The sequence below is a fragment of the Vibrio coralliirubri genome (assembly GCF_024347375.1).
GTDB classification, from domain to species: domain Bacteria; phylum Pseudomonadota; class Gammaproteobacteria; order Enterobacterales; family Vibrionaceae; genus Vibrio; species Vibrio coralliirubri.
This window is the reverse complement of sequence record NZ_AP025470.1, coordinates 2,711,377-2,730,179: the sequence shown is the minus strand read 5'-3', so window position 1 is coordinate 2,730,179 and position 18,803 is coordinate 2,711,377. Positions and strand designations below refer to the sequence as shown.

The window sequence follows — 18,803 nt, the reverse complement described above, 5'->3', positions numbered from 1 at the left end:
GGAATTGGTAATGGAACCTAGTGAAGATCAAAAGCTAGCAGACGAATGGGCTGCAGCACTTGGTGAAGACCCTTCAGCGCCGTCAATTGATGTTGATGATGTGCTTGCGGCACCACTTGATGAGCTAACCGATTCATCATCTCCGATTTCTGAAGATGAGCGTCGTAAGCTGGATACCATTATGGATATTCCAGTGACTATTTCGATGGAAGTTGGCCGCTCTCAGATCAGTATCCGTAACTTACTTCAATTGAACCAAGGCTCGGTTGTTGAGCTTGACCGAATCGCTGGTGAGTCACTAGACGTGATGGTCAACGGAACTCTGATTGCTCACGGTGAAGTTGTTGTAGTAAACGACAAATTTGGTATTCGTTTGACTGACGTTATTAGCCAAACAGAACGAATTAAGAAGCTGCGTTAATGAGCTTTTTGTCTCAAAGACTGGCGGGCTCTTTTCTCGGAATGACAGGTTTGTTACGAGGAATCTTGGGAGTAGGGCTATTAACGGCTCCTTCCATTGCCTTTGCAGCAACACCGCCTTCTCTCGATTTAGCGACCACCTTTGGGTCGCTAATTTTCGTTATAGCCTTCATTTTATTTATTGCTTGGCTACTCAAGCGAATGCAAGTGCCTGCGATGTCGAATCAACAAGGTCTGGCGATTGTTAGGCAAATCCCTGTTGGTACTAAAGAGCGTATCGCTATTGTGCAAGCGGGTGATGAACAGTTCTTGGTAGGGATTACCACACAATCGATTCAGCTGATCTCTAAGCTCGATAAACCTCTTACTCAGGAGATGCTGGAAAAAAGTACATTTTCAAGTCAGCTTTCCCAGCTAATAAAAAAAGATGCAAACAAGTAACGGACTTTTGAACTCCTCTTACTTTCACCAAGCCGGAGCTTTCCGAGCGGTGAAAGTGAGGTTGGTTCAGCTCATTCTCCTATGCTCAATCGTATTCAGTGTGTCGGTATTTGCACAAGCTGAAGACGGCACCGTCATTCCTGCAAATACCGCTGGCTCAGAGTCGGTGACTATCAGCACGATGGAACAAGACCAAGCCAAATCGACAACCATGACCACGGGCAGCTTAACTGGCAATGGTGGCGGCATACCTGCCTTTACCATGACAACCAATGCCAATGGCGGCGAAGACTACTCGATCAACCTGCAAATTCTCGCGTTAATGACCATGCTTGGCTTCTTGCCGGCGATGGTGATTTTGATGACGTCGTTCACTCGTATTGTGGTAGTGATGTCTATTTTGCGTCAGGCGATGGGTCTACAACAAACACCGTCTAACCAAGTCATTATTGGTATCGCGATATTCTTGACCTTCTTCATCATGTCGCCAGTGATTAATCAAGTTAACGAACAAGCAGTTCAGCCTTATCTTAATGAACAGATATCGGCGCGACAGGCATTTGATGTTGCCCAAGAACCGATTAAGTCTTTCATGCTCAAACAGACTCGAATCAAAGATCTTGAAACCTTTGTTGAAATTTCTGGTGCGGAAGTGACTAACCCTGAAGATGTTTCGATGGCGGTTCTGATTCCAGCATTTATCACATCGGAATTAAAAACGGCTTTCCAAATCGGCTTTATGCTGTTCTTGCCTTTCCTAATCATCGACTTGGTGGTGGCATCGGTATTGATGGCTATGGGTATGATGATGTTGTCACCGATGATTGTATCGCTGCCGTTTAAGTTGATGCTGTTTGTTCTTGTTGATGGCTGGAACTTGATACTCTCCACACTCGCCGGCAGTTTTGCCTTGTAGCTGGGGGAATAATGAATCCTGAAATATTCGTAGAGTTGTTCCGAGATGCCCTTTGGATGGTATTAATCATGGTTTGCGCCATCATTATTCCTAGCCTGCTGATCGGTTTGGTTGTGGCTGTTTTCCAAGCTGCGACCTCAATCAACGAACAAACACTGAGTTTCCTGCCGCGTTTGATCGTAACTTTGTTGGCGTTGATGCTATTCGCACACTGGATGACCCAGATGATGATGGAGTTCTTTTTCGAACTCATCGAACGCTTGCCGCAAGTCCTTTATTAGACCGATATGGAATATCCAACGAGCCTTGTACTAGAGTGGTTAGCCAATTATTTTTGGCCATACACTCGCATCTCAGCGATGCTGATGGTGATGACGGTAACAGGGGCACGCTTCGTGTCTCCGCGTATTCGTCTGTATTTAGGTTTGGCGATCACTTTTGCGGTGATGCCTGCGATTCCGGCCGTTCCCAAAGAGATTGAACTTCTGTCCTTTCAAGGCTTCCTGACTGTCTTTGAGCAAATCGTGATTGGCGTGGCCATGGGCTTTGTTACCCAGTTCATGATTCAAACCTTTGTTATGCTCGGTCAGATCCTCGGCATGCAATCGAGCTTGGGCTTCGCTTCAATGGTCGACCCGGCTAACGGGCAAAACACGCCGGTACTTGGTCAGCTGTTCATGCTGCTAGCGACCATGTTCTTCTTGGCGACCGATGGTCACTTGAAAATGCTGCAGCTGGTGGTGTTTAGTTTTAAGACCTTGCCGATTGGCAGTGGCTCTCTAACCTCTGTGGATTTTCGAGAGCTCGCATTGTGGCTCGGTATCATGTTCAAAACGGCATTGGCGATGTCCTTGTCGGGCATTATCGCGCTGCTAACGATTAACCTCTCTTTTGGTGTAATGACGCGTGCGGCACCTCAGTTAAACATCTTTTCTTTGGGTTTTGCATTTGCGCTACTCGTGGGTCTGTTGCTTTGTTGGTACATCCTTGGCGGCTTATATAGTCACTATGAGCTATTTTGGATGCAGGGCGAACAACAGATATGTCGTCTAATCCGGTTAGATTGCTAGGAGACTGAAATGGCAGAGTCAGACGGTCAAGAACGCACAGAAGACGCCACGCCCAAACGCTTGCAACAGGCCAAAGAGAAAGGGCAGGTTGCAAGGTCAAAAGAGCTAGCGTCAGCGTCGGTACTTATTGTCGGTGCAATTGCATTAATGTGGTTTGGCGAATCGATGGCGAAGGCTTTGTTCGAGGCGATGCAACGCCTGTTCTCTTTGAGTCGCGACGAGATCTTTGACACCAATAAACTCTTAGAAATTGCCGGTGGTGCACTGGTGAACCTGCTGTTCCCGCTGTTTTTGATACTGATAACTTTGTTTGTTGCTGCCGTCATCGGCGCTGCGGGTGTCGGTGGGATTAACTTCTCAATGCAAGCGGCGATGCCAAAGGCGTCTAAGCTCAACCCACTGAGTGGTATCAAGCGTATGTTTGGCCTGCAAAGTTGGGTTGAACTGCTCAAGTCTATTCTTAAAGTAGCGCTCGTATCGGGGATGGCGATTTATCTGATTCAAGCCTCTCAGCATGATTTAATGCAGCTGAGTATGGATGTGTACCCGCAGAACATCTTTCATGCCTTGGATATCTTGCTCAATTTCATCCTGTTGATCAGCTGTTCACTGCTGATTGTGGTGGCGATTGATATCCCGTTCCAGATCTGGCAACACGCCGATCAATTGAAGATGACCAAACAAGAAGTCAAAGACGAATTCAAAGACACTGAAGGTAAGCCGGAAGTGAAAGGCCGAATTCGTATGCTTCAAAGGGAAGCGGCTCAGCGTCGCATGATGGCTGATGTCCCTCAAGCGGATGTGATTGTGACCAACCCGGAACACTTTTCAGTGGCGCTGCGCTACAAGCAGAATCAAGACAAAGCACCAATTGTGGTTGCTAAAGGTGTCGACCATATGGCGATGAAGATCCGAGAGATTGCGCGTGCAAACGACATCTATATCGTTCCAGCGCCGCCATTGGCGAGGGCGCTTTATCACACCACTGAGCTAGAACAACAAATTCCTGACGGTCTGTTTACGGCAGTTGCACAAGTGCTTGCATATGTTTTCCAGCTTAAACAGTACCGAAAACGAGGTGGTGAGCGACCAAAACTGCAAGATTCTAATATGCCGATCCCACCTGATTTACGTCATTAGATCAATTGCTTGAGCTCTGCGTGATGAACCCTGATAATAGCGAGCTAGCTAATCTTCCTTTTATAGAGGTGATGGCGATAATTTGACGTGAGATGTTGGTACAGTGTTTGCTGTAGTAGCCTGAACATTATAAGCCCATAGCAAACAGCCCTGACTAAGACCTAATCCACTTGTTCAGAGAGCTACAACATAGCGAAACTGTCTAGATTTATGAAATTCTCCCTGCCTTTTGCGGACAAGCTACCTAAAATCCCTAACCGTGCCATGCCTGCGATTGGTGCACCTGTTATGGTACTTGCAACGCTTGCTATGGTGGTGTTGCCCATTCCGGCGTTCTTGTTGGATATGTTCTTCACCTTCAACATTGCACTGTCTATGGTTGTGCTATTGGTATCGGTTTATACCCGCAGGCCTTTAGATTTTGCTGCATTCCCGACCGTCCTGCTGATTGCGACTCTACTTCGATTAGCCTTGAACGTTGCTTCGACACGTGTGGTATTGCTCCATGGTCACGAAGGTGGCGACGCGGCCGGTAATGTGATTGAAGCCTTCGGTAACGTGGTTATCGGTGGTAACTATGCGGTAGGTCTAGTGGTGTTCTTGATTCTTATGATCATCAACTTCATGGTTGTAACCAAAGGTGCGGGTCGTATCTCGGAAGTAAGCGCGCGTTTCACGTTAGACGCTTTACCGGGTAAACAGATGGCAATCGATGCCGACTTGAACGCAGGTTTGATCGACCAAGACCAGGCGCGTCTAAGACGTTTTGAAGTAACCAAAGAAGCTGACTTCTACGGTTCGATGGACGGTGCTTCTAAGTTTGTTAAAGGTGATGCGATCGCTGGTATCTTAATCTTATTCATCAACATCATTGGTGGCTTGAGCATTGGTATGGCTCAGTTTGACCTTGGTTTTGGTGAAGCAATCGAAATCTACACGCTACTGACTATCGGTGATGGTCTGGTTGCACAAATTCCATCTCTATTACTGTCTATTGCAGCTGCGATGATGGTAACGCGCCAAAATACTGATGAAGATATGGGTGAGCAACTTGTCTTCCAGATGTTCGACAATCCAAAAGCCTTGATGATCACCGCCGCCATCCTTGGCATCATGGGTATTGTTCCGGGTATGCCACATTTCTCGTTCTTGAGCCTTGCCATCGTTGCGGGAGCGGGGGCGTATTACATCGATAAAAAGAACAAGAAGAAGGCTGAACAACCCAACCTTCCGGCGACAGTTGAAGCGAATGGAGAAGTAGGCTCTCAGAAGGAGCTCTCTTGGGATGATGTTCAACCTGTCGATATTATTGGTTTAGAAGTGGGTTACCGTTTAATTCCTTTGGTTGATAGAGACCAAGGTGGTGAATTGCTTGAACGCGTTAAAGGTGTGCGTAAAAAGCTGTCTCAAGACTTTGGTTTCTTGATCCCAGCGGTACACATTCGCGATAACCTAGAACTGACACCAAACAGCTACCGCATTACCTTGATGGGTGTTGCTGTGGGTGAAGCTGAGATTAAGCCAGACATGGAGCTCGCGATTAACCCTGGCCAAGTCTACGGCATGATCGATGGCGAGCCGACGATTGACCCTGCCTTTGGCCTTGAAGCGGTTTGGATTCGTGAAGAGCAGCGTGAACACGCACAGGCTTTAGGTTATACCGTTGTGGACTCGTCTACGGTACTGGCGACACACCTTAGCCAGCTGCTAACCAACAATGCATCACAGCTCATTGGCCACGAAGAAGTTCAGAACTTACTTGAGATGCTTAGCCGCTCAACACCTAAGCTGGTCGAAGGTTTTGTACCGGATCAATTGCAGTTGGGTGTGGTTGTGAAAGTGCTACAGAACCTGCTGAATGAAGCGATTCCAATTCGTGACATTCGAACCATAGTCCAAACTTTGTCGGAGTATTCAGGTAAGAGTCAAGAACCTGACATACTTACTGCGGCGGTTCGTATCTCATTGAAAAGATTAATTGTTCAAGAAATCAATGGTATAGAGCCAGAATTGCCAGTGATAACCTTGATTCCTGAGCTGGAACAAATCTTGCATCAAACCATGCAGGCATCCGGCGGAGAATCTGCTGGTATTGAACCTGGTTTAGCCGAACGTTTACAGACCTCCCTCAGCCACGCTACACAAGAGCAAGAACTGAAAGGTGAGCCCGCGGTACTATTGACCTCTGGCGTGTTGCGTTCGACTCTGGCTAAGTTCGTGAAGAACACGATCCCAAGCTTACGAGTCTTGTCTTACCAAGAAATACCGGACGAAAAGCAGATACGTATAGTACAAGCTGTTGGTAATTAAGCCGCCTAATTAGAACGGACAATCGAATTGAAAATTAAACGATTTTTTGCAAAAGATATGCGAACGGCTCTGCTCCAAGTTAAAGAAGAACTTGGTTCAGAAGCGGTGATCATGTCTAACAAAAAGGTCGCAGGTGGCGTGGAAATTGTTGCCGCTATTGATGGCGAATCCAGCCCGTCGACAGCGAGCCAGAGACTAAATAAACCTCAGCAGCCTGCACAAAGCCAATATACGCAAATGGCCGCGCCCGCAGCCCCTGCAGGGCGACGTCAATTAGACGATGACAAGGTTAGCCTACAGTCGAATGCTGAAGGTGGACGCTCAATGACCAAACGCTTTGCGAACATGCTTAAGCAATACAGTCATGGCGCCGATGATGAGCCACAGCATCGTGCTGAAAATGAAGATTCATTGTCAGCATTGCTCAATCGCCAATCAAGCACGGGTCATAAGCCTCATAGTCATCAGAGTCAAAGCAATTTGCAGTCTCATGGCCATCAGCAGTCTCACGGTAACCAACAGTCTCACGGCAATCTCGATTCTGCATTTGCTCGTGAAACGGGTTTGTCTAAGTTGATTGCTGAAGACCGCAGAGTTGAGCGCCCTGCACCTCGCTTGGATCCGACCCGTTATGACCGTGGTCGAGAGAACACTCAGTCCAAAGGTTCTGATACTGAAATGGAAACGATGCGCGAAGAGATGACCTCAATTCGTCGTCTGTTAGAACATCAAGTTTCCGGATTAATGTGGCAAGAAGTTGAGCGTCGTGAACCGCTCAGAGCCATGCTTATTAAGCGCCTTGAGCGTATGGGTGTATCTGCAGAGCTTGCCGATCAAATGGCGTGTTACATTCCTGAAGATACTAAACCTGCACGTGCGTGGAAGGCTCTGTTAGCTCTGGTTGCAGACCAAATCTCCGTTACACAAAAAGATATTTTAAAACGCGGCGGTATTGTGGCTCTGCTTGGCCCAACCGGCGTGGGTAAAACAACGACTGTTGCAAAGCTAGCTGCACGTGCTGCCATGGAATATGGCGCGGATAACGTCGCACTGGTGACAACTGACACATATCGTATAGGTGCACATGAGCAGTTATCGATCTACGGTCGAATTATGGGTTGTCCTGTAAGAGTTGCTAAAGATTCTAGCGAACTGGCCGATGTAATATATCAGTTACGTAATCGTCGCCTGATTCTGGTCGATACTGCAGGCATGGGACAACGAGATGTTCGCCTATCTGAGCAGTTAGACACATTGATGCAAGAGAGTGGTTCCGTTATCAATAGCTACCTTGTGTTGCCTGCAACCGCGCAACGCAAAGTACTGCAAGAAACAATTGAACACTTTAGAAGAATCCCGTTGTCGGGATGCATCATGACTAAGCTGGATGAATCCCTAAGTCTAGGTGAATTCATCAGTGTCGTAATACAAAATGCATTACCAGTTGCTTACATAGCAAATGGTCAACGAGTTCCTGAAGATATCGTTATAGCTCAGCCAAAGTACATGATTGCTAAGGCTAATGAGCTATTAGAAAAATCTACAGAGAATGAACCTCATTACTGGAATAGCGATTCTGAAGGGCTCTAGGCGGCGGATAAATATGAATGAAAATATGATACATGATCAAGCTAGCGGCCTCCGTCGCTTAACCAAGCCTTCACTCACAAAAGTTATCGCTGTAACCGGCGGTAAGGGAGGCGTTGGTAAATCTAATGTGACGTTAGGTATGGCTATTTGCATGGCGCGCCAAGGCAAAAAAGTTATGGTGCTAGATGCCGATTTAGGGCTAGCGAACGTCGATATCATGCTAGGTATTCGTTCTAAACGAAACCTTGGGCATGTGTTGGCTGGCGAATGTGAACTTAAGGATGCGATTGTCGAAGGGCCGCACGGAATTAAAATTATTCCAGCGACATCGGGCACACAAAGCATGACAGAACTGTCACACGCACAGCATGCTGGTTTGATTCGCGCATTTGGTTCGCTCGAAGACGAGATGGACATCTTGTTGGTTGATACCGCAGCCGGTATTTCGGACATGGTGATCAGCTTCTCAAGAGCGGCACAAGACGTGGTTGTCGTGGTATGTGATGAACCTACCTCGATCACGGATGCATATGCTTTGATTAAGCTTTTGAGCAGAGAACACCAAGTTCAGCGATTCAAAGTTGTTGCAAATATGGTCAGAAGCTACCGCGAAGGCCGAGAATTATTTGCAAAGTTGACTTTGGTCACAGAGCGCTTCTTGAATGTGAGCCTCGAACTCGTAGCATGTATTCCTTTAGATGATAAAGTACGTCAATCAGTCAAGAGACAGAAAATCGTAGTCGATGCGTTTCCTCGCTCTCCAGCTGCATTGGCAATCAGCTCTTTGGCTAACAAAGCATTGACCTGGCCAATACCAAAAACACCGAGTGGGCACTTGGAGTTCTTTGTTGAAAGGCTGCTGAATCGTACTGAATTTATAGAGGAACCATTTGGTGAATAAAGCGCTTACTTACGACCAACACGCTAATCACAATAGCCAACAGGCTTTTTTTGAGAAGTACTCTGTGTTGGTTAAACGTATCGCTCATCACTTGTTGGGGCGATTGCCGCCTAATGTATTGGTTGATGACTTAATTCAAGCTGGCATGATCGGCTTGATTGAAGCGCAACAAAACTATGATGGTACCAAAGGCGCAAGCTTTGAGACGTATGCTGGTATTCGAATTCGCGGGGCAATGTTGGATGACATTCGCCGTGGAGACTGGGTACCGAGATCGGTTCATAAAAACAATCGAGAAATCAGCAGTGCAATTGCGGAATTAGAGGGTATCCTCAACCGCGACCCGAGTGATGCCGAAGTGGCAAAACACATGGGGCTCAGTTTAGAGCAGTATCACAGTGCTTTAACTGACATTAATTGCTCAAGACTGGTTGGAATCGAAGATTTAGGCGTCTCAGATGATGTAATATCTCCGAATGAAGACTCTCAAGATAATACGCCTTTTCAAGGGGTTGCTGATGAGTCATTCCGTCAAGCTTTGATCGATTCGATAAAACAACTTCCGGAAAGGGAAGGCCTTGTGCTTTCGCTTTATTACGACGAAGAACTCAATTTAAAAGAGATTGGGGAAGTGTTAGGTGTCAGCGAATCTCGTGTCAGCCAAATCCTGAGCCAATCTATGCAGCGTTTACGCACTAAGTTAAGTGCTTGGACACAGAACGACTAACAACACTGATCCTATTCAGTGGAGGCTAATTTGAACAAAAACATGAAAATTCTCATTGTTGATGATTTTTCAACGATGCGCCGAATTGTTAAAAACCTACTTCGCGATTTAGGTTTCAACAACACTCAAGAAGCAGATGATGGCTTGACCGCGTTACCTATGCTGAAAAAAGGCGAATTTGATTTCGTGGTAACTGACTGGAACATGCCAGGCATGCAAGGGATTGACCTGCTTAAACACATTCGCGCAGACGCAGAACTTAAGCACCTTCCAGTGCTTATGATCACAGCTGAAGCGAAGCGTGAGCAGATCATCGAAGCAGCGCAAGCGGGTGTTAATGGTTACATTGTGAAGCCTTTCACTGCTGCAACGCTGAAAGAGAAACTTGATAAGATTTTTGATCGCTTATAAGCATCAATAAATTTAGGCACTTCTAGGTAAACACTGGCTGATAAGTTATCTGTTTATCTCGATAGCCTAAGCGCACAAAGTATGCGGAGTAAGGCCGAATTCAGGATGATTTCATTAGAACAAGCAAAAAAATTAGTAGAGCTGCTTGAGAACGATGAGCAGCAAAATGCTGATTCTCTTGTGAGAAGCATTTATGAAGATAACTTTAGTCTTCAAGACAATCCAATGCTTCAAGAAATAGGAAGTCTGACACGCGACCTCCATGACTCTTTGACTCAATTCAATTTCGATGAACGCATCAGCGTTATCGCAAATGACGAAATCCCTGACGCAAGGGATCGCCTTCAGTATGTCATCGATAAAACGGAAGTTGCGGCAAACAAGACGATGGACGCCGTCGATCGCTGTATGCCAATTGCAGACAACCTACACGAGTGTTTACTTCAAGTAAGGCCTCAATGGAATGAACTGATGCATGGCCGCATTGAGCTGGCACAATTTAAAGCTTTATGTCACCGCATTGATGGATTGCTTGTCCAAGTAGAAGGCGACAGTACTGAACTACGCGGACAATTGACTGAAATCTTGATGGCTCAGGATTTCCAAGATTTAACTGGGCAGATAATCAGCAAAGTTATTACCTTGGTGAATGAGGTGGAAGGACGTTTGGTCGAGATTCTCACGGTATTCGGTGCGAATCAAAAAGAGCCAACTCCAGAGTCAGAGAAGAAAGCATCGATTGCGCCTGAAGGTCCAATTATGAACCCAGAAGAGCGCGAAGACGCTGTCGCATCTCAAGATGAAGTCGACGATTTGTTATCCAGTCTTGGATTTTAAAGGTAACGTATGAGCTACGATTTAGACGAAGATATTCTTCAGGACTTTTTAGTCGAAGCAGGAGAGATCCTTGAACTCCTATCAGAACAACTGGTAGAGCTTGAGAATAACCCTGACGACAAAGACCTATTAAATGCTATTTTCCGTGGTTTCCATACAGTAAAAGGTGGTGCTGGTTTCCTAGCATTAACTGAGCTGGTGGATACTTGTCATGGTGCTGAGAATGTGTTCGACATTCTACGAAACGGCCAACGCAGCGTAACATCAGGTTTGATGGATACCATGCTGCAGGCGCTAGATACAGTCAATGTACAGTTTCGCGCCGTGCAAGATCAGGAACCTTTAGTACCAGCTGACCAATCTTTATTGGATGAACTTCACCGTCTCTGCAAACCAGAGTCTGCGGATGAAGTGGCACCAGTAGAAGCGCCTGCACCCATTATCCCTGAACCTGTTGTTGCAGCGCCTGAGCCTGTTATTGCTCCGGAACCTACTGCTGAAAGCTCAAACATCAATGCATCTTCAGTCGATGACATCTCTGAAGATGAGTTTGAACGCCTACTTGATGAACTTCACGGTAAAGGTGGTTCACCAACAGCGCCTTCTGCACCAACACCGCCGCCAGCACCCGCGGCACCTCAGCCTGTAGCTGACAGTGGTGATATTACTGATGACGAATTTGAAAAGTTATTAGATGAATTGCACGGTGCGGGTAAGAGCCCAACAGCGGCAAGTTCAACGCCTCCTCCTCCGCCAGCGCCTCCTGCAGCATCTGTTTCGGCGATGTCTGAAGGCGATGATCTGATGACTGACGAAGAGTTCGAGAAGTTACTTGACCAACTACATGGTTCTGGTAATGGACCTTCGATTGAAGAATTGGATGCCGCGACTAAGCCTGCAGAAGTTAAGGCAGTAGCACCTCAAGCTGCGCCTAAACCTCAACCAGCCGCGCCAGTTGCCGTTAAAGCTGAGCCAAAACCGAGCGCTCCAGCAAAAGCTGAAGTTAAAGCGCCGGCGAAGAAGCAGCAAGCTGAAGCGACAGTTCGCGTTGATACATCAACACTGGACACCATCATGAACATGGTGGGTGAACTGGTATTGGTGCGTAACCGACTTGTCAGCCTAGGCCTCAACAGCAACGATGAAGAAATGTCGAAAGCTGTCTCTAATTTAGATGTTGTTACTGCAGACCTACAAGGTGCGGTAATGAAGACTCGTATGCAACCGATCAAGAAAGTATTTGGTCGCTTCCCACGAGTTGTCCGTGACCTTGCTCGTAGCTTGAAGAAAGACATTGTTCTTGAAATGCGTGGCGAAGAAACGGACCTTGATAAAAACTTAGTAGAAGCACTTGCTGATCCCCTGATTCACTTGGTGAGAAACTCTGTCGACCATGGTATTGAAATGCCGGACGACCGTGTTGCAGCAGGTAAATCTAGAACGGGTAAAGTGATTCTGTCTGCCTCTCAAGAAGGTGACCACATTGAGCTAGCTATCGTTGATGACGGTGGCGGTATGGACCCTGATAAGCTTCGTGCTATCGCGGTTAAACGTGGCCTGATGGATGAAGATGCCGCGTCTCGCTTATCAAATAAAGAGTGTTTCAACCTGATTTTTGCTCCTGGCTTCTCAAGCAAAGAGCAGATCTCGGACATCTCTGGTCGTGGTGTGGGTATGGACGTTGTGAAAACAGCGATCAACACACTGAACGGCTCTATTGATATTGATTCAGAAATGGGACAGGGCACCAAGATCACCATCAAGGTTCCACTAACCCTAGCGATTCTACCAACTTTAATGGTCGGTGTTGCGGGTCACCCATTTGCATTGCCATTGGCATCGGTTAACGAGATTTTCCACCTAGATTTAAGCCGCACAAACGTGGTTGATGGTCAGCTGACGATCATCGTTCGCGATAAGTCTATTCCGTTGTTCTACTTGCAAAACTGGCTTGCACCTAAAGCGGGTATTGTTGAACTGCGCAAAGGACACGGCCATGTTGTTATCGTGCAACTTGGTAGCCAACGTGTTGGTTTTGTTGTCGATACGCTTATCGGTCAAGAAGAAGTCGTGATCAAGCCGCTTGATAAGCTTCTGCAAGGCACGCCAGGAATGGCAGGCGCGACAATTACAAGTGACGGACACATTGCATTGATTCTAGATGTGCCGGACTTGTTGAAGCAGTACGCAGCTGCGTCAAGAATTTAATTTAAGGATAAATATGGCGATTAAAGTATTAGTCGTTGATGATTCGAGTTTTTTTCGTCGTCGCGTTAGCGAGATCATTAACTCAGAGGCTCGCCTAGAAGTCATTGATGTTGCAGTAAACGGTAAAGAAGCCGTCGAGAAAGCGAAACAGCTAAGACCTGACGTAATCACGATGGACATTGAAATGCCTGTCATGGACGGCATCACAGCCGTTCGTGAGATCATGGCCGCGTCTCCAACGCCTATTTTGATGTTTTCATCGTTAACGCATGATGGAGCGAGAGCAACGTTAGATGCGTTAGATGCAGGTGCTCTCGACTTCTTACCTAAGAAGTTTGAAGACATCGCACGTAACCGCGACGATGCAGTTGCATTGCTTCAACAGCGTGTGATTCAGATTGCTGCGAAGCGTGCGTTTATGCGTCGTGCTCCTATTGCGCCAAGAGCGACAGCAACGACTTCAACATCTACGCCATTGCGCCAGCCGATTTCAACAGCAGCTGCGACTTCGACAGCGAAGCCTGCGGTTGCATCAACGGCGAAATTCAGAGCGTCAGGTAAGAAGTATCAATTAACAGCAATTGGTACGTCGACTGGCGGCCCTGTTGCTCTACAGAAGATTTTGACTCGCATCCCTGCCAACTATCCTCACCCAATTGTGTTAGTTCAGCATATGCCAGCAACGTTCACCGCTGCATTTGCCAGCCGATTGAACACCTTGTGTAAGATTGAAGTTCGTGAAGCGCAAGACGGTGATGTGTTAAAACCTGGCGTGGCGTATCTTGCTCCAGGTGGTAAACAGATGATGGTGGATGGCCGAGCAGGGTCTGCACGTCTGCGAATTATAGATGGCGGCGACCGCATGAACTACAAGCCTTGTGTGGATGTCACATTCGGCTCTGCAGCGAAGATCTACGGTGACAAAGTCTTGTCTATGATACTGACCGGTATGGGCGCAGATGGCCGAGAAGGTTCGCGTATGTTGAAAACTGCGGGCTCGACGATTTGGGCACAAGACGAAGATAGTTGTGTTGTATATGGTATGCCTCAAGCTGTAGCAAAAGCTGGCATTTCTACTGAAGACCTACCTCTAGACCGCATCGCGGAAAGGATCTTGGTTGAAGTTGGGTTAGCTTAGGTAAATCGAAATGATTGTTTGGAGTGTTGCAAACCAAAAAGGTGGTGTTGGTAAAACGACCACGACCGTGACTCTAGCAGGTTTACTTGCGTTGAAGGGGCACCGTGTTCTGTTGGTTGATACTGACCCACATGCATCACTGACCACCTATCTGGGTTACGACTCAGATACGGTGGAATCGAGCCTGTTTGATCTGTTCCAGTTGCGTGAGTTTAACGCGCAGACGGTAAGACCTTTACTTCTACAAACGGAAGTCGAAGGTATCGATATTATCCCTGCGCATATGTCTTTGGCGACATTAGACCGTGTAATGGGAAATCGAAGCGGCATGGGGTTAATCTTGAAGCGTGCTTTGGCCGCTTTGAAAGACGACTATGACTATGTGTTGATCGATTGCCCGCCAATTCTGGGTGTGATGATGGTCAATGCATTGGCTGCAAGCGATCGTATTTTGATTCCGGTACAGACGGAATTTTTGGCGATGAAGGGCTTAGAGCGCATGATTCGCACTTTGACCATTATGCAGAAGTCTCGCAAAACACCGTTCAAGGTGACGATTGTCCCGACGATGTACGACAAGCGAACCAAAGCCTCACTGCAAACATTAACGCAGCTCAAAGATGATTATCCAAATCAAGTTTGGACATCTGCTGTACCGATAGATACTAAGTTTCGAGATGCGAGCCTAAAGCGCTTGCCAGCCTCTCATTTTGCATCGGGTAGCCGTGGTGTATTTGCTTATAAACAGTTGCTTATTTATCTCGAAAGGTTGGCGATAAATGAGCGCGAATAAAGAATCAACATTGGCGCAGCCAAGTCTCTCCAGTGAACAAGCACTGGATGATTATTTTACTGCGCTGTTAGGTGATGAAAGCTTTGAATCTGACGATTTTTTTGTTGACGAGTCGAGCGACGAATCACAATCTGAAGAGCCAGAGCCAGAGCCAGAGCCAGAGCCAGAGCCAGAGCCAGAGCCAGAGCCAGAGCCAGAGCCAGAGCCAGAGCCAGAGCCAGAGCCAGAGCCAGAGCCAGAGCCAGAGCCAGAGCCAGAGCGCCAGTTTTCGAGTCACCACTCAAGCTACGCAGAAATACGCGCGGCTGAGTTTGAGGTTCCTAACCTTGAGGATGTTCAGAAACTACTGAGTCGTTTAGAGGCGACCAATGTTGTTGATGAACTGAACCTTGATGAGTTGATGGATCAGAACACCCAGAAAATCGCGCAGCAAGCTGACATGCAAATGTTTGATGCCGAGGTTGAGTCTGTTCAAGTGTTCGAAGAGCCAGAGATTCAGGATTGGAATCTTCCAGAACCCGATTTATCAATTGTTGTAGAGCCACCTGTTGAATCGCAGCAAATTGAAGAGTTACAAGCTGAACCGTTAGCGACGGAACAAGTAGAAGTTAAGGCTGTTGAGCCTGAAGTTGATGTTCCTGAGCCCGAAACAGTTATTGAACCCGAAACTCAAGCAGGTGGTGCTGACCAATTTACCTCTTGGGAAAGTACGGTTCGCACAGAAGACTTTCAAGTCTTGTATTTTGATGTAAACGGCGTGACCTTTGCGGTGCCACTTGATGAGCTTGGCGGCATCCATCGCCTTGAAGAGTTAAGTCATATCATTGGTAAGCCAGCTTGGTATTTGGGTTTACAAACCAACCGTGATAGTCAGCTAGATGTGGTCGACACCGCAAAATGGGTGATGTCAGAGAAACTATCAGGTGACGAATACAAAGAAAACTATCAATATATAGTGATGCTTGGAGAGAGCTTGTGGGGCCTTGCGGGTACTGAGCTAAAAGGCACCGAGCTACTGAATACAGATAAAGTACGTTGGCGAGAAATGGCAGGGAAACGCCCATGGCTCGCTGGTATGGTAAAAGAAAAAATGTGTGCTTTGATTCATGTTGAAGCATTAATCGCCATGCTAAACGCAGGGCTAGATGTAAAAGCATTAAGCTAATAAACGCATCAAGTTAATAATAGTGGTCGGTAACGACGGCAAGAGGATTATCTATGTCTCATATGAGTGAAGTTGAAGTAAGAAAAGAGCAAACGAATGATGAAGTACTTCAATGGGTGACTTTCCAGCTAGAAGAAGAAACTTACGGCATCAACGTAATGCAAGTACGTGAAGTACTGCGTTACAGCGAAATTGCTCCAGTACCGGGTGCTCCAGATTACGTTCTAGGTATTATCAACCTACGTGGTAACGTTGTTACTGTTATCGACACTCGTTCTCGCTTTGGTTTGATGCAAGGTGAAATCACAGACAACACTCGTATCATCGTTATTGAATCTGAGCGTCAAGTAATTGGCATTCTAGTAGATAGTGTTGCTGAAGTGGTTTACCTGCGTTCTTCTGAAATCGACACAACGCCAAGTGTTGGTACTGATGAAAGTGCTAAGTTCATCCAAGGTGTAAGTAACCGAGATGGCAAGCTGCTTATCTTAGTAGATTTAAACAAACTACTAAGCGAAGACGAATGGGATGAGATGGCTCACCTGTAATGTTTGAAGCGCTTCCTTTAAGCCCTGTTGCTCTGATATCAGGCGTTGGGGTTTTTACGTTATTCATCGTGATTTTGATTAGCAAAGTAAAACGTGCGATTCAAAAGCAGCTAGATCAGTCACGCCTGCAAGTTCGCAATTTGGACAAAGAGCTTCAAAAATCGAGTAAGCAATTACTTGAGGTTCGCTCTGTTGTGGTTGGCCTTGGCCAGAAAGTGACGGAGCAGCAAGATCTGATCAAGCACTTGAATGAACGTATTGTTGAGTTGGAACATGCTGACACCGATGGCCGCTTGTACACACGTGCAACGAAAATGGTTCAGCTTGGTGCCGGGATTAACGAACTGATCGAAGAGTGTGAATTACCTAAAGCGGAAGCTGAGCTAATGATGTCTCTACAGAATAAGCTCGCGGGTAAGGAAAAAATCCCTTCGTTGAGAAGTGACCCTTCATCGTACGATGATCAACCCGATGCCTCTCGCGATCGCAGAGACCCGCCTCGACGTCGTTAAATTGAGCGCTTAATTCGTATTGAGCAATTGATGTTTATTACGTATTCCTCTTAAAAGAAGCTTCGGCTTCTTTTTTTATGTCTACTCGAACTATATAGAACGATGTTTATAAGTGCTTGTATCTACGACAATATCTTGTTTGTTGATGAAAATGTGTAAATTGTGATGCGGTGGTAACAGTTTCTTACCGACTTTGTTCTATCGAAAACGCCTAGTCCTGTTTTGTCACCATGTTGGTGTGCTACTATAGCGCTCTCATTACTCGACTAAATTTACCTATGCTAGAAGTCTCAAATTTAACTGCTATTCGTGACGACAGGATTCTGTTTGAATCGTTGTCTTTTCAATTGAAACCAGGTGAGCTGGTTCAAGTTGAAGGTCGTAACGGTACCGGGAAAACGACACTCCTTAGGATTATTACTGGTTTAGGCGATCGCGATGACGGCACTATCTCTTGGGATGGTGAGTCTATTGAATCGAGTCGAGATGTTTATCATCAAAATTTACTTTTTCTTGGTCACCAAACAGGCGTAAAGCGCGAGCTTAGTGCTTATGAGAATCTGAGCTTTTATCAGTCGATTCACAGTGGAGGTACCAGCAAAGAAGAGCTTTATCACGCGCTGGCTCAAGTCGGGCTTGCGGGCAGAGAAGACGTACCTGCGGGGCAACTTTCAGCAGGCCAACAGCGCCGAGTAGCGTTGGCTCGCCTGTGGTTGAGTAAGCAAATGTTGTGGATTCTCGATGAGCCGCTGACTGCCATCGATAAGCAGGGCGTGAAAGTTCTCGAATCTCTTTTTTCTCAGCATGCAGACAACGGTGGCATTGTGTTATTAACCACACACCAAGATATGTTTGCTGATAGCCCGAAACTAAGAAAAATAAAGTTGGGTGAGTAATATGATCTCTTCAATGACCACGATTATCCGACGCGAACTGCTTATCGCGTTTCGACGTCAAGCGGATATCTTTAACCCTTTGTGGTTCTTCATCATTGTTATAACTCTATTCCCTTTGAGTATCGGCCCCGAGCCAAACCTACTTGCGCGTATTGCTGCGGGTATTGTTTGGGTGGCCGCATTGCTCTCTGCATTGCTCTCTTTAGAACGTCTTTTCCGCGATGATTTTCAAGATGGCGCGCTTGAACAGATGATGCTGATGCCCATCCCGTTGCAGTTGGTAGTATTGTCCAAGGTCATAGCACACTGGTTGTTGACCGGGTTACCATTGATTTTAATCAGCCCATTATTGGCTGTTTTGTTGTCTTTAGATTTTGATACATGGCTCTCAGTTGTGTTGACCTTGCTGGTAGGAACACCCGCATTGAGTTTTATTGGTGCGATTGGTGTTGCGTTAACCGTTGGGTTACAGAAGGGCGGAGTCCTGTTAAGCCTGTTAATCTTGCCGCTTTACATCCCCATTTTAATCTTCGCGACGTCAGCGATTGACGCTGCGGCTTTGGGCGTTGCATACAACGGCCAATTGGCGGTGCTTGGGGCAATGTTAATGGGTGCGATGACTATGACGCCTTTTGCGATCAGTGCCGCACTTAGAGTGAGTGTGAACTGATTGGGGTTCCGTTATCGTATAGCCAATGTGAACCAAACGTGTCGATTGGACTCATAGAGTCAGTAAAACTGAAAGCAAGACAAATAAAATTATTATAATTATAGCTTTAA

20 protein-coding genes are annotated in these 18,803 nt (G+C 46.6%); all 20 read left to right on the top strand.

From position 1 onward, the window contains the following. The first annotated feature begins 10 nt into the window (after positions 1–10). Positions 11–421, top strand: coding sequence for a flagellar motor switch protein FliN (gene fliN, locus OCV20_RS12370; RefSeq protein ID WP_004739851.1), 411 nt, complete (start codon positions 11–13; stop codon positions 419–421). Continuing rightward, positions 421–861 carry a flagellar biosynthetic protein FliO gene (fliO, locus tag OCV20_RS12365; protein WP_017060675.1) on the top strand — a complete coding sequence of 147 codons (441 nt, stop codon included), beginning with the start codon at positions 421–423 and terminating at the stop codon, positions 859–861. Before fliN ends, fliO begins: the two co-directional genes overlap by 1 nt. Beyond that, the gene (gene fliP / locus OCV20_RS12360; protein ID WP_181949921.1) at positions 848–1,777 is read left to right on the top strand and encodes a flagellar type III secretion system pore protein FliP; all 930 of its coding nucleotides are present in this window, start codon (positions 848–850) and stop codon (positions 1,775–1,777) included. The genes fliO and fliP overlap by 14 nt, the downstream gene beginning before the upstream one ends. Positions 1,778–1,788: 11 nt before the next feature. Further along, positions 1,789–2,058 carry a flagellar biosynthesis protein FliQ gene (gene fliQ, locus OCV20_RS12355; protein ID WP_029235191.1) on the top strand — a complete coding sequence of 90 codons (270 nt, stop codon included), beginning with the start codon at positions 1,789–1,791 and terminating at the stop codon, positions 2,056–2,058. Positions 2,059–2,064: 6 nt separating this feature from the next. Continuing rightward, the gene (gene fliR, locus OCV20_RS12350) at positions 2,065–2,847 is read left to right on the top strand and encodes a flagellar biosynthetic protein FliR (protein ID WP_017060672.1); all 783 of its coding nucleotides are present in this window, start codon (positions 2,065–2,067) and stop codon (positions 2,845–2,847) included. Between the two features lie 9 nt (positions 2,848–2,856). Beyond that, a complete protein-coding gene (flhB, locus tag OCV20_RS12345) occupies positions 2,857–3,987 on the top strand; it encodes a flagellar biosynthesis protein FlhB (protein WP_017060671.1) in 1,131 nt (376 codons plus the stop codon). 210 nt (positions 3,988–4,197) lie between these two features. Beyond that, a complete protein-coding gene (flhA, locus tag OCV20_RS12340) occupies positions 4,198–6,297 on the top strand; it encodes a flagellar biosynthesis protein FlhA (protein WP_086774078.1) in 2,100 nt (699 codons plus the stop codon). Positions 6,298–6,324: 27 nt separating this feature from the next. Beyond that, the gene (gene flhF, locus OCV20_RS12335; RefSeq protein WP_048607835.1) at positions 6,325–7,887 is read left to right on the top strand and encodes a flagellar biosynthesis GTPase FlhF; all 1,563 of its coding nucleotides are present in this window, start codon (positions 6,325–6,327) and stop codon (positions 7,885–7,887) included. A 13-nt stretch (positions 7,888–7,900) separates the two neighbouring features. Continuing rightward, the gene (locus OCV20_RS12330; protein ID WP_017060668.1) at positions 7,901–8,788 is read left to right on the top strand and encodes a MinD/ParA family protein; all 888 of its coding nucleotides are present in this window, start codon (positions 7,901–7,903) and stop codon (positions 8,786–8,788) included. Next, positions 8,781–9,515 carry an RNA polymerase sigma factor FliA gene (locus OCV20_RS12325; RefSeq protein ID WP_017060667.1) on the top strand — a complete coding sequence of 245 codons (735 nt, stop codon included), beginning with the start codon at positions 8,781–8,783 and terminating at the stop codon, positions 9,513–9,515. The genes OCV20_RS12330 and OCV20_RS12325 overlap by 8 nt, the downstream gene beginning before the upstream one ends. A gap of 42 nt (positions 9,516–9,557) precedes the next feature. Next, entirely contained in the window at positions 9,558–9,926 is a 369-nt protein-coding gene (gene cheY, locus OCV20_RS12320) for a chemotaxis response regulator CheY (protein ID WP_016767062.1), read from the top strand. 105 nt (positions 9,927–10,031) lie between these two features. Further along, on the top strand, positions 10,032–10,763 hold the full coding sequence (locus OCV20_RS12315; RefSeq protein ID WP_017064113.1) for a protein phosphatase CheZ: 732 nt from the start codon (positions 10,032–10,034) through the stop codon (positions 10,761–10,763). A 9-nt stretch (positions 10,764–10,772) separates the two neighbouring features. After that, complete coding sequence (locus tag OCV20_RS12310; RefSeq protein WP_086774077.1) at positions 10,773–12,971, top strand: chemotaxis protein CheA; 2,199 nt, start codon at positions 10,773–10,775, stop codon at positions 12,969–12,971. A gap of 13 nt (positions 12,972–12,984) precedes the next feature. Beyond that, positions 12,985–14,109, top strand: a complete 1,125-nt coding sequence (locus OCV20_RS12305) for a protein-glutamate methylesterase/protein-glutamine glutaminase (RefSeq protein WP_048616090.1) — start codon at positions 12,985–12,987, stop codon at positions 14,107–14,109. Between the two features lie 10 nt (positions 14,110–14,119). Further along, on the top strand, positions 14,120–14,902 hold the full coding sequence (locus OCV20_RS12300) for a ParA family protein (RefSeq protein WP_017064111.1): 783 nt from the start codon (positions 14,120–14,122) through the stop codon (positions 14,900–14,902). Then, positions 14,889–16,067 carry a chemotaxis protein CheW gene (locus OCV20_RS12295; protein WP_261881412.1) on the top strand — a complete coding sequence of 393 codons (1,179 nt, stop codon included), beginning with the start codon at positions 14,889–14,891 and terminating at the stop codon, positions 16,065–16,067. Before OCV20_RS12300 ends, OCV20_RS12295 begins: the two co-directional genes overlap by 14 nt. Before the next feature lie 53 nt (positions 16,068–16,120). Further along, positions 16,121–16,615 carry a chemotaxis protein CheW gene (locus OCV20_RS12290; RefSeq protein WP_017064109.1) on the top strand — a complete coding sequence of 165 codons (495 nt, stop codon included), beginning with the start codon at positions 16,121–16,123 and terminating at the stop codon, positions 16,613–16,615. Then, a complete protein-coding gene (locus OCV20_RS12285) occupies positions 16,615–17,127 on the top strand; it encodes a DUF2802 domain-containing protein (protein ID WP_086775685.1) in 513 nt (170 codons plus the stop codon). Before OCV20_RS12290 ends, OCV20_RS12285 begins: the two co-directional genes overlap by 1 nt. A gap of 278 nt (positions 17,128–17,405) precedes the next feature. Further along, positions 17,406–18,023 (top strand): cytochrome c biogenesis heme-transporting ATPase CcmA, encoded by a 618-nt coding sequence (gene ccmA, locus OCV20_RS12280; protein ID WP_017060659.1) that lies wholly within the window; start codon positions 17,406–17,408, stop codon positions 18,021–18,023. A 1-nt stretch (position 18,024) separates the two neighbouring features. Further along, positions 18,025–18,693, top strand: coding sequence for a heme exporter protein CcmB (gene ccmB / locus OCV20_RS12275; RefSeq protein WP_017060658.1), 669 nt, complete (start codon positions 18,025–18,027; stop codon positions 18,691–18,693). Positions 18,694–18,803: the final 110 nt, after the last annotated feature.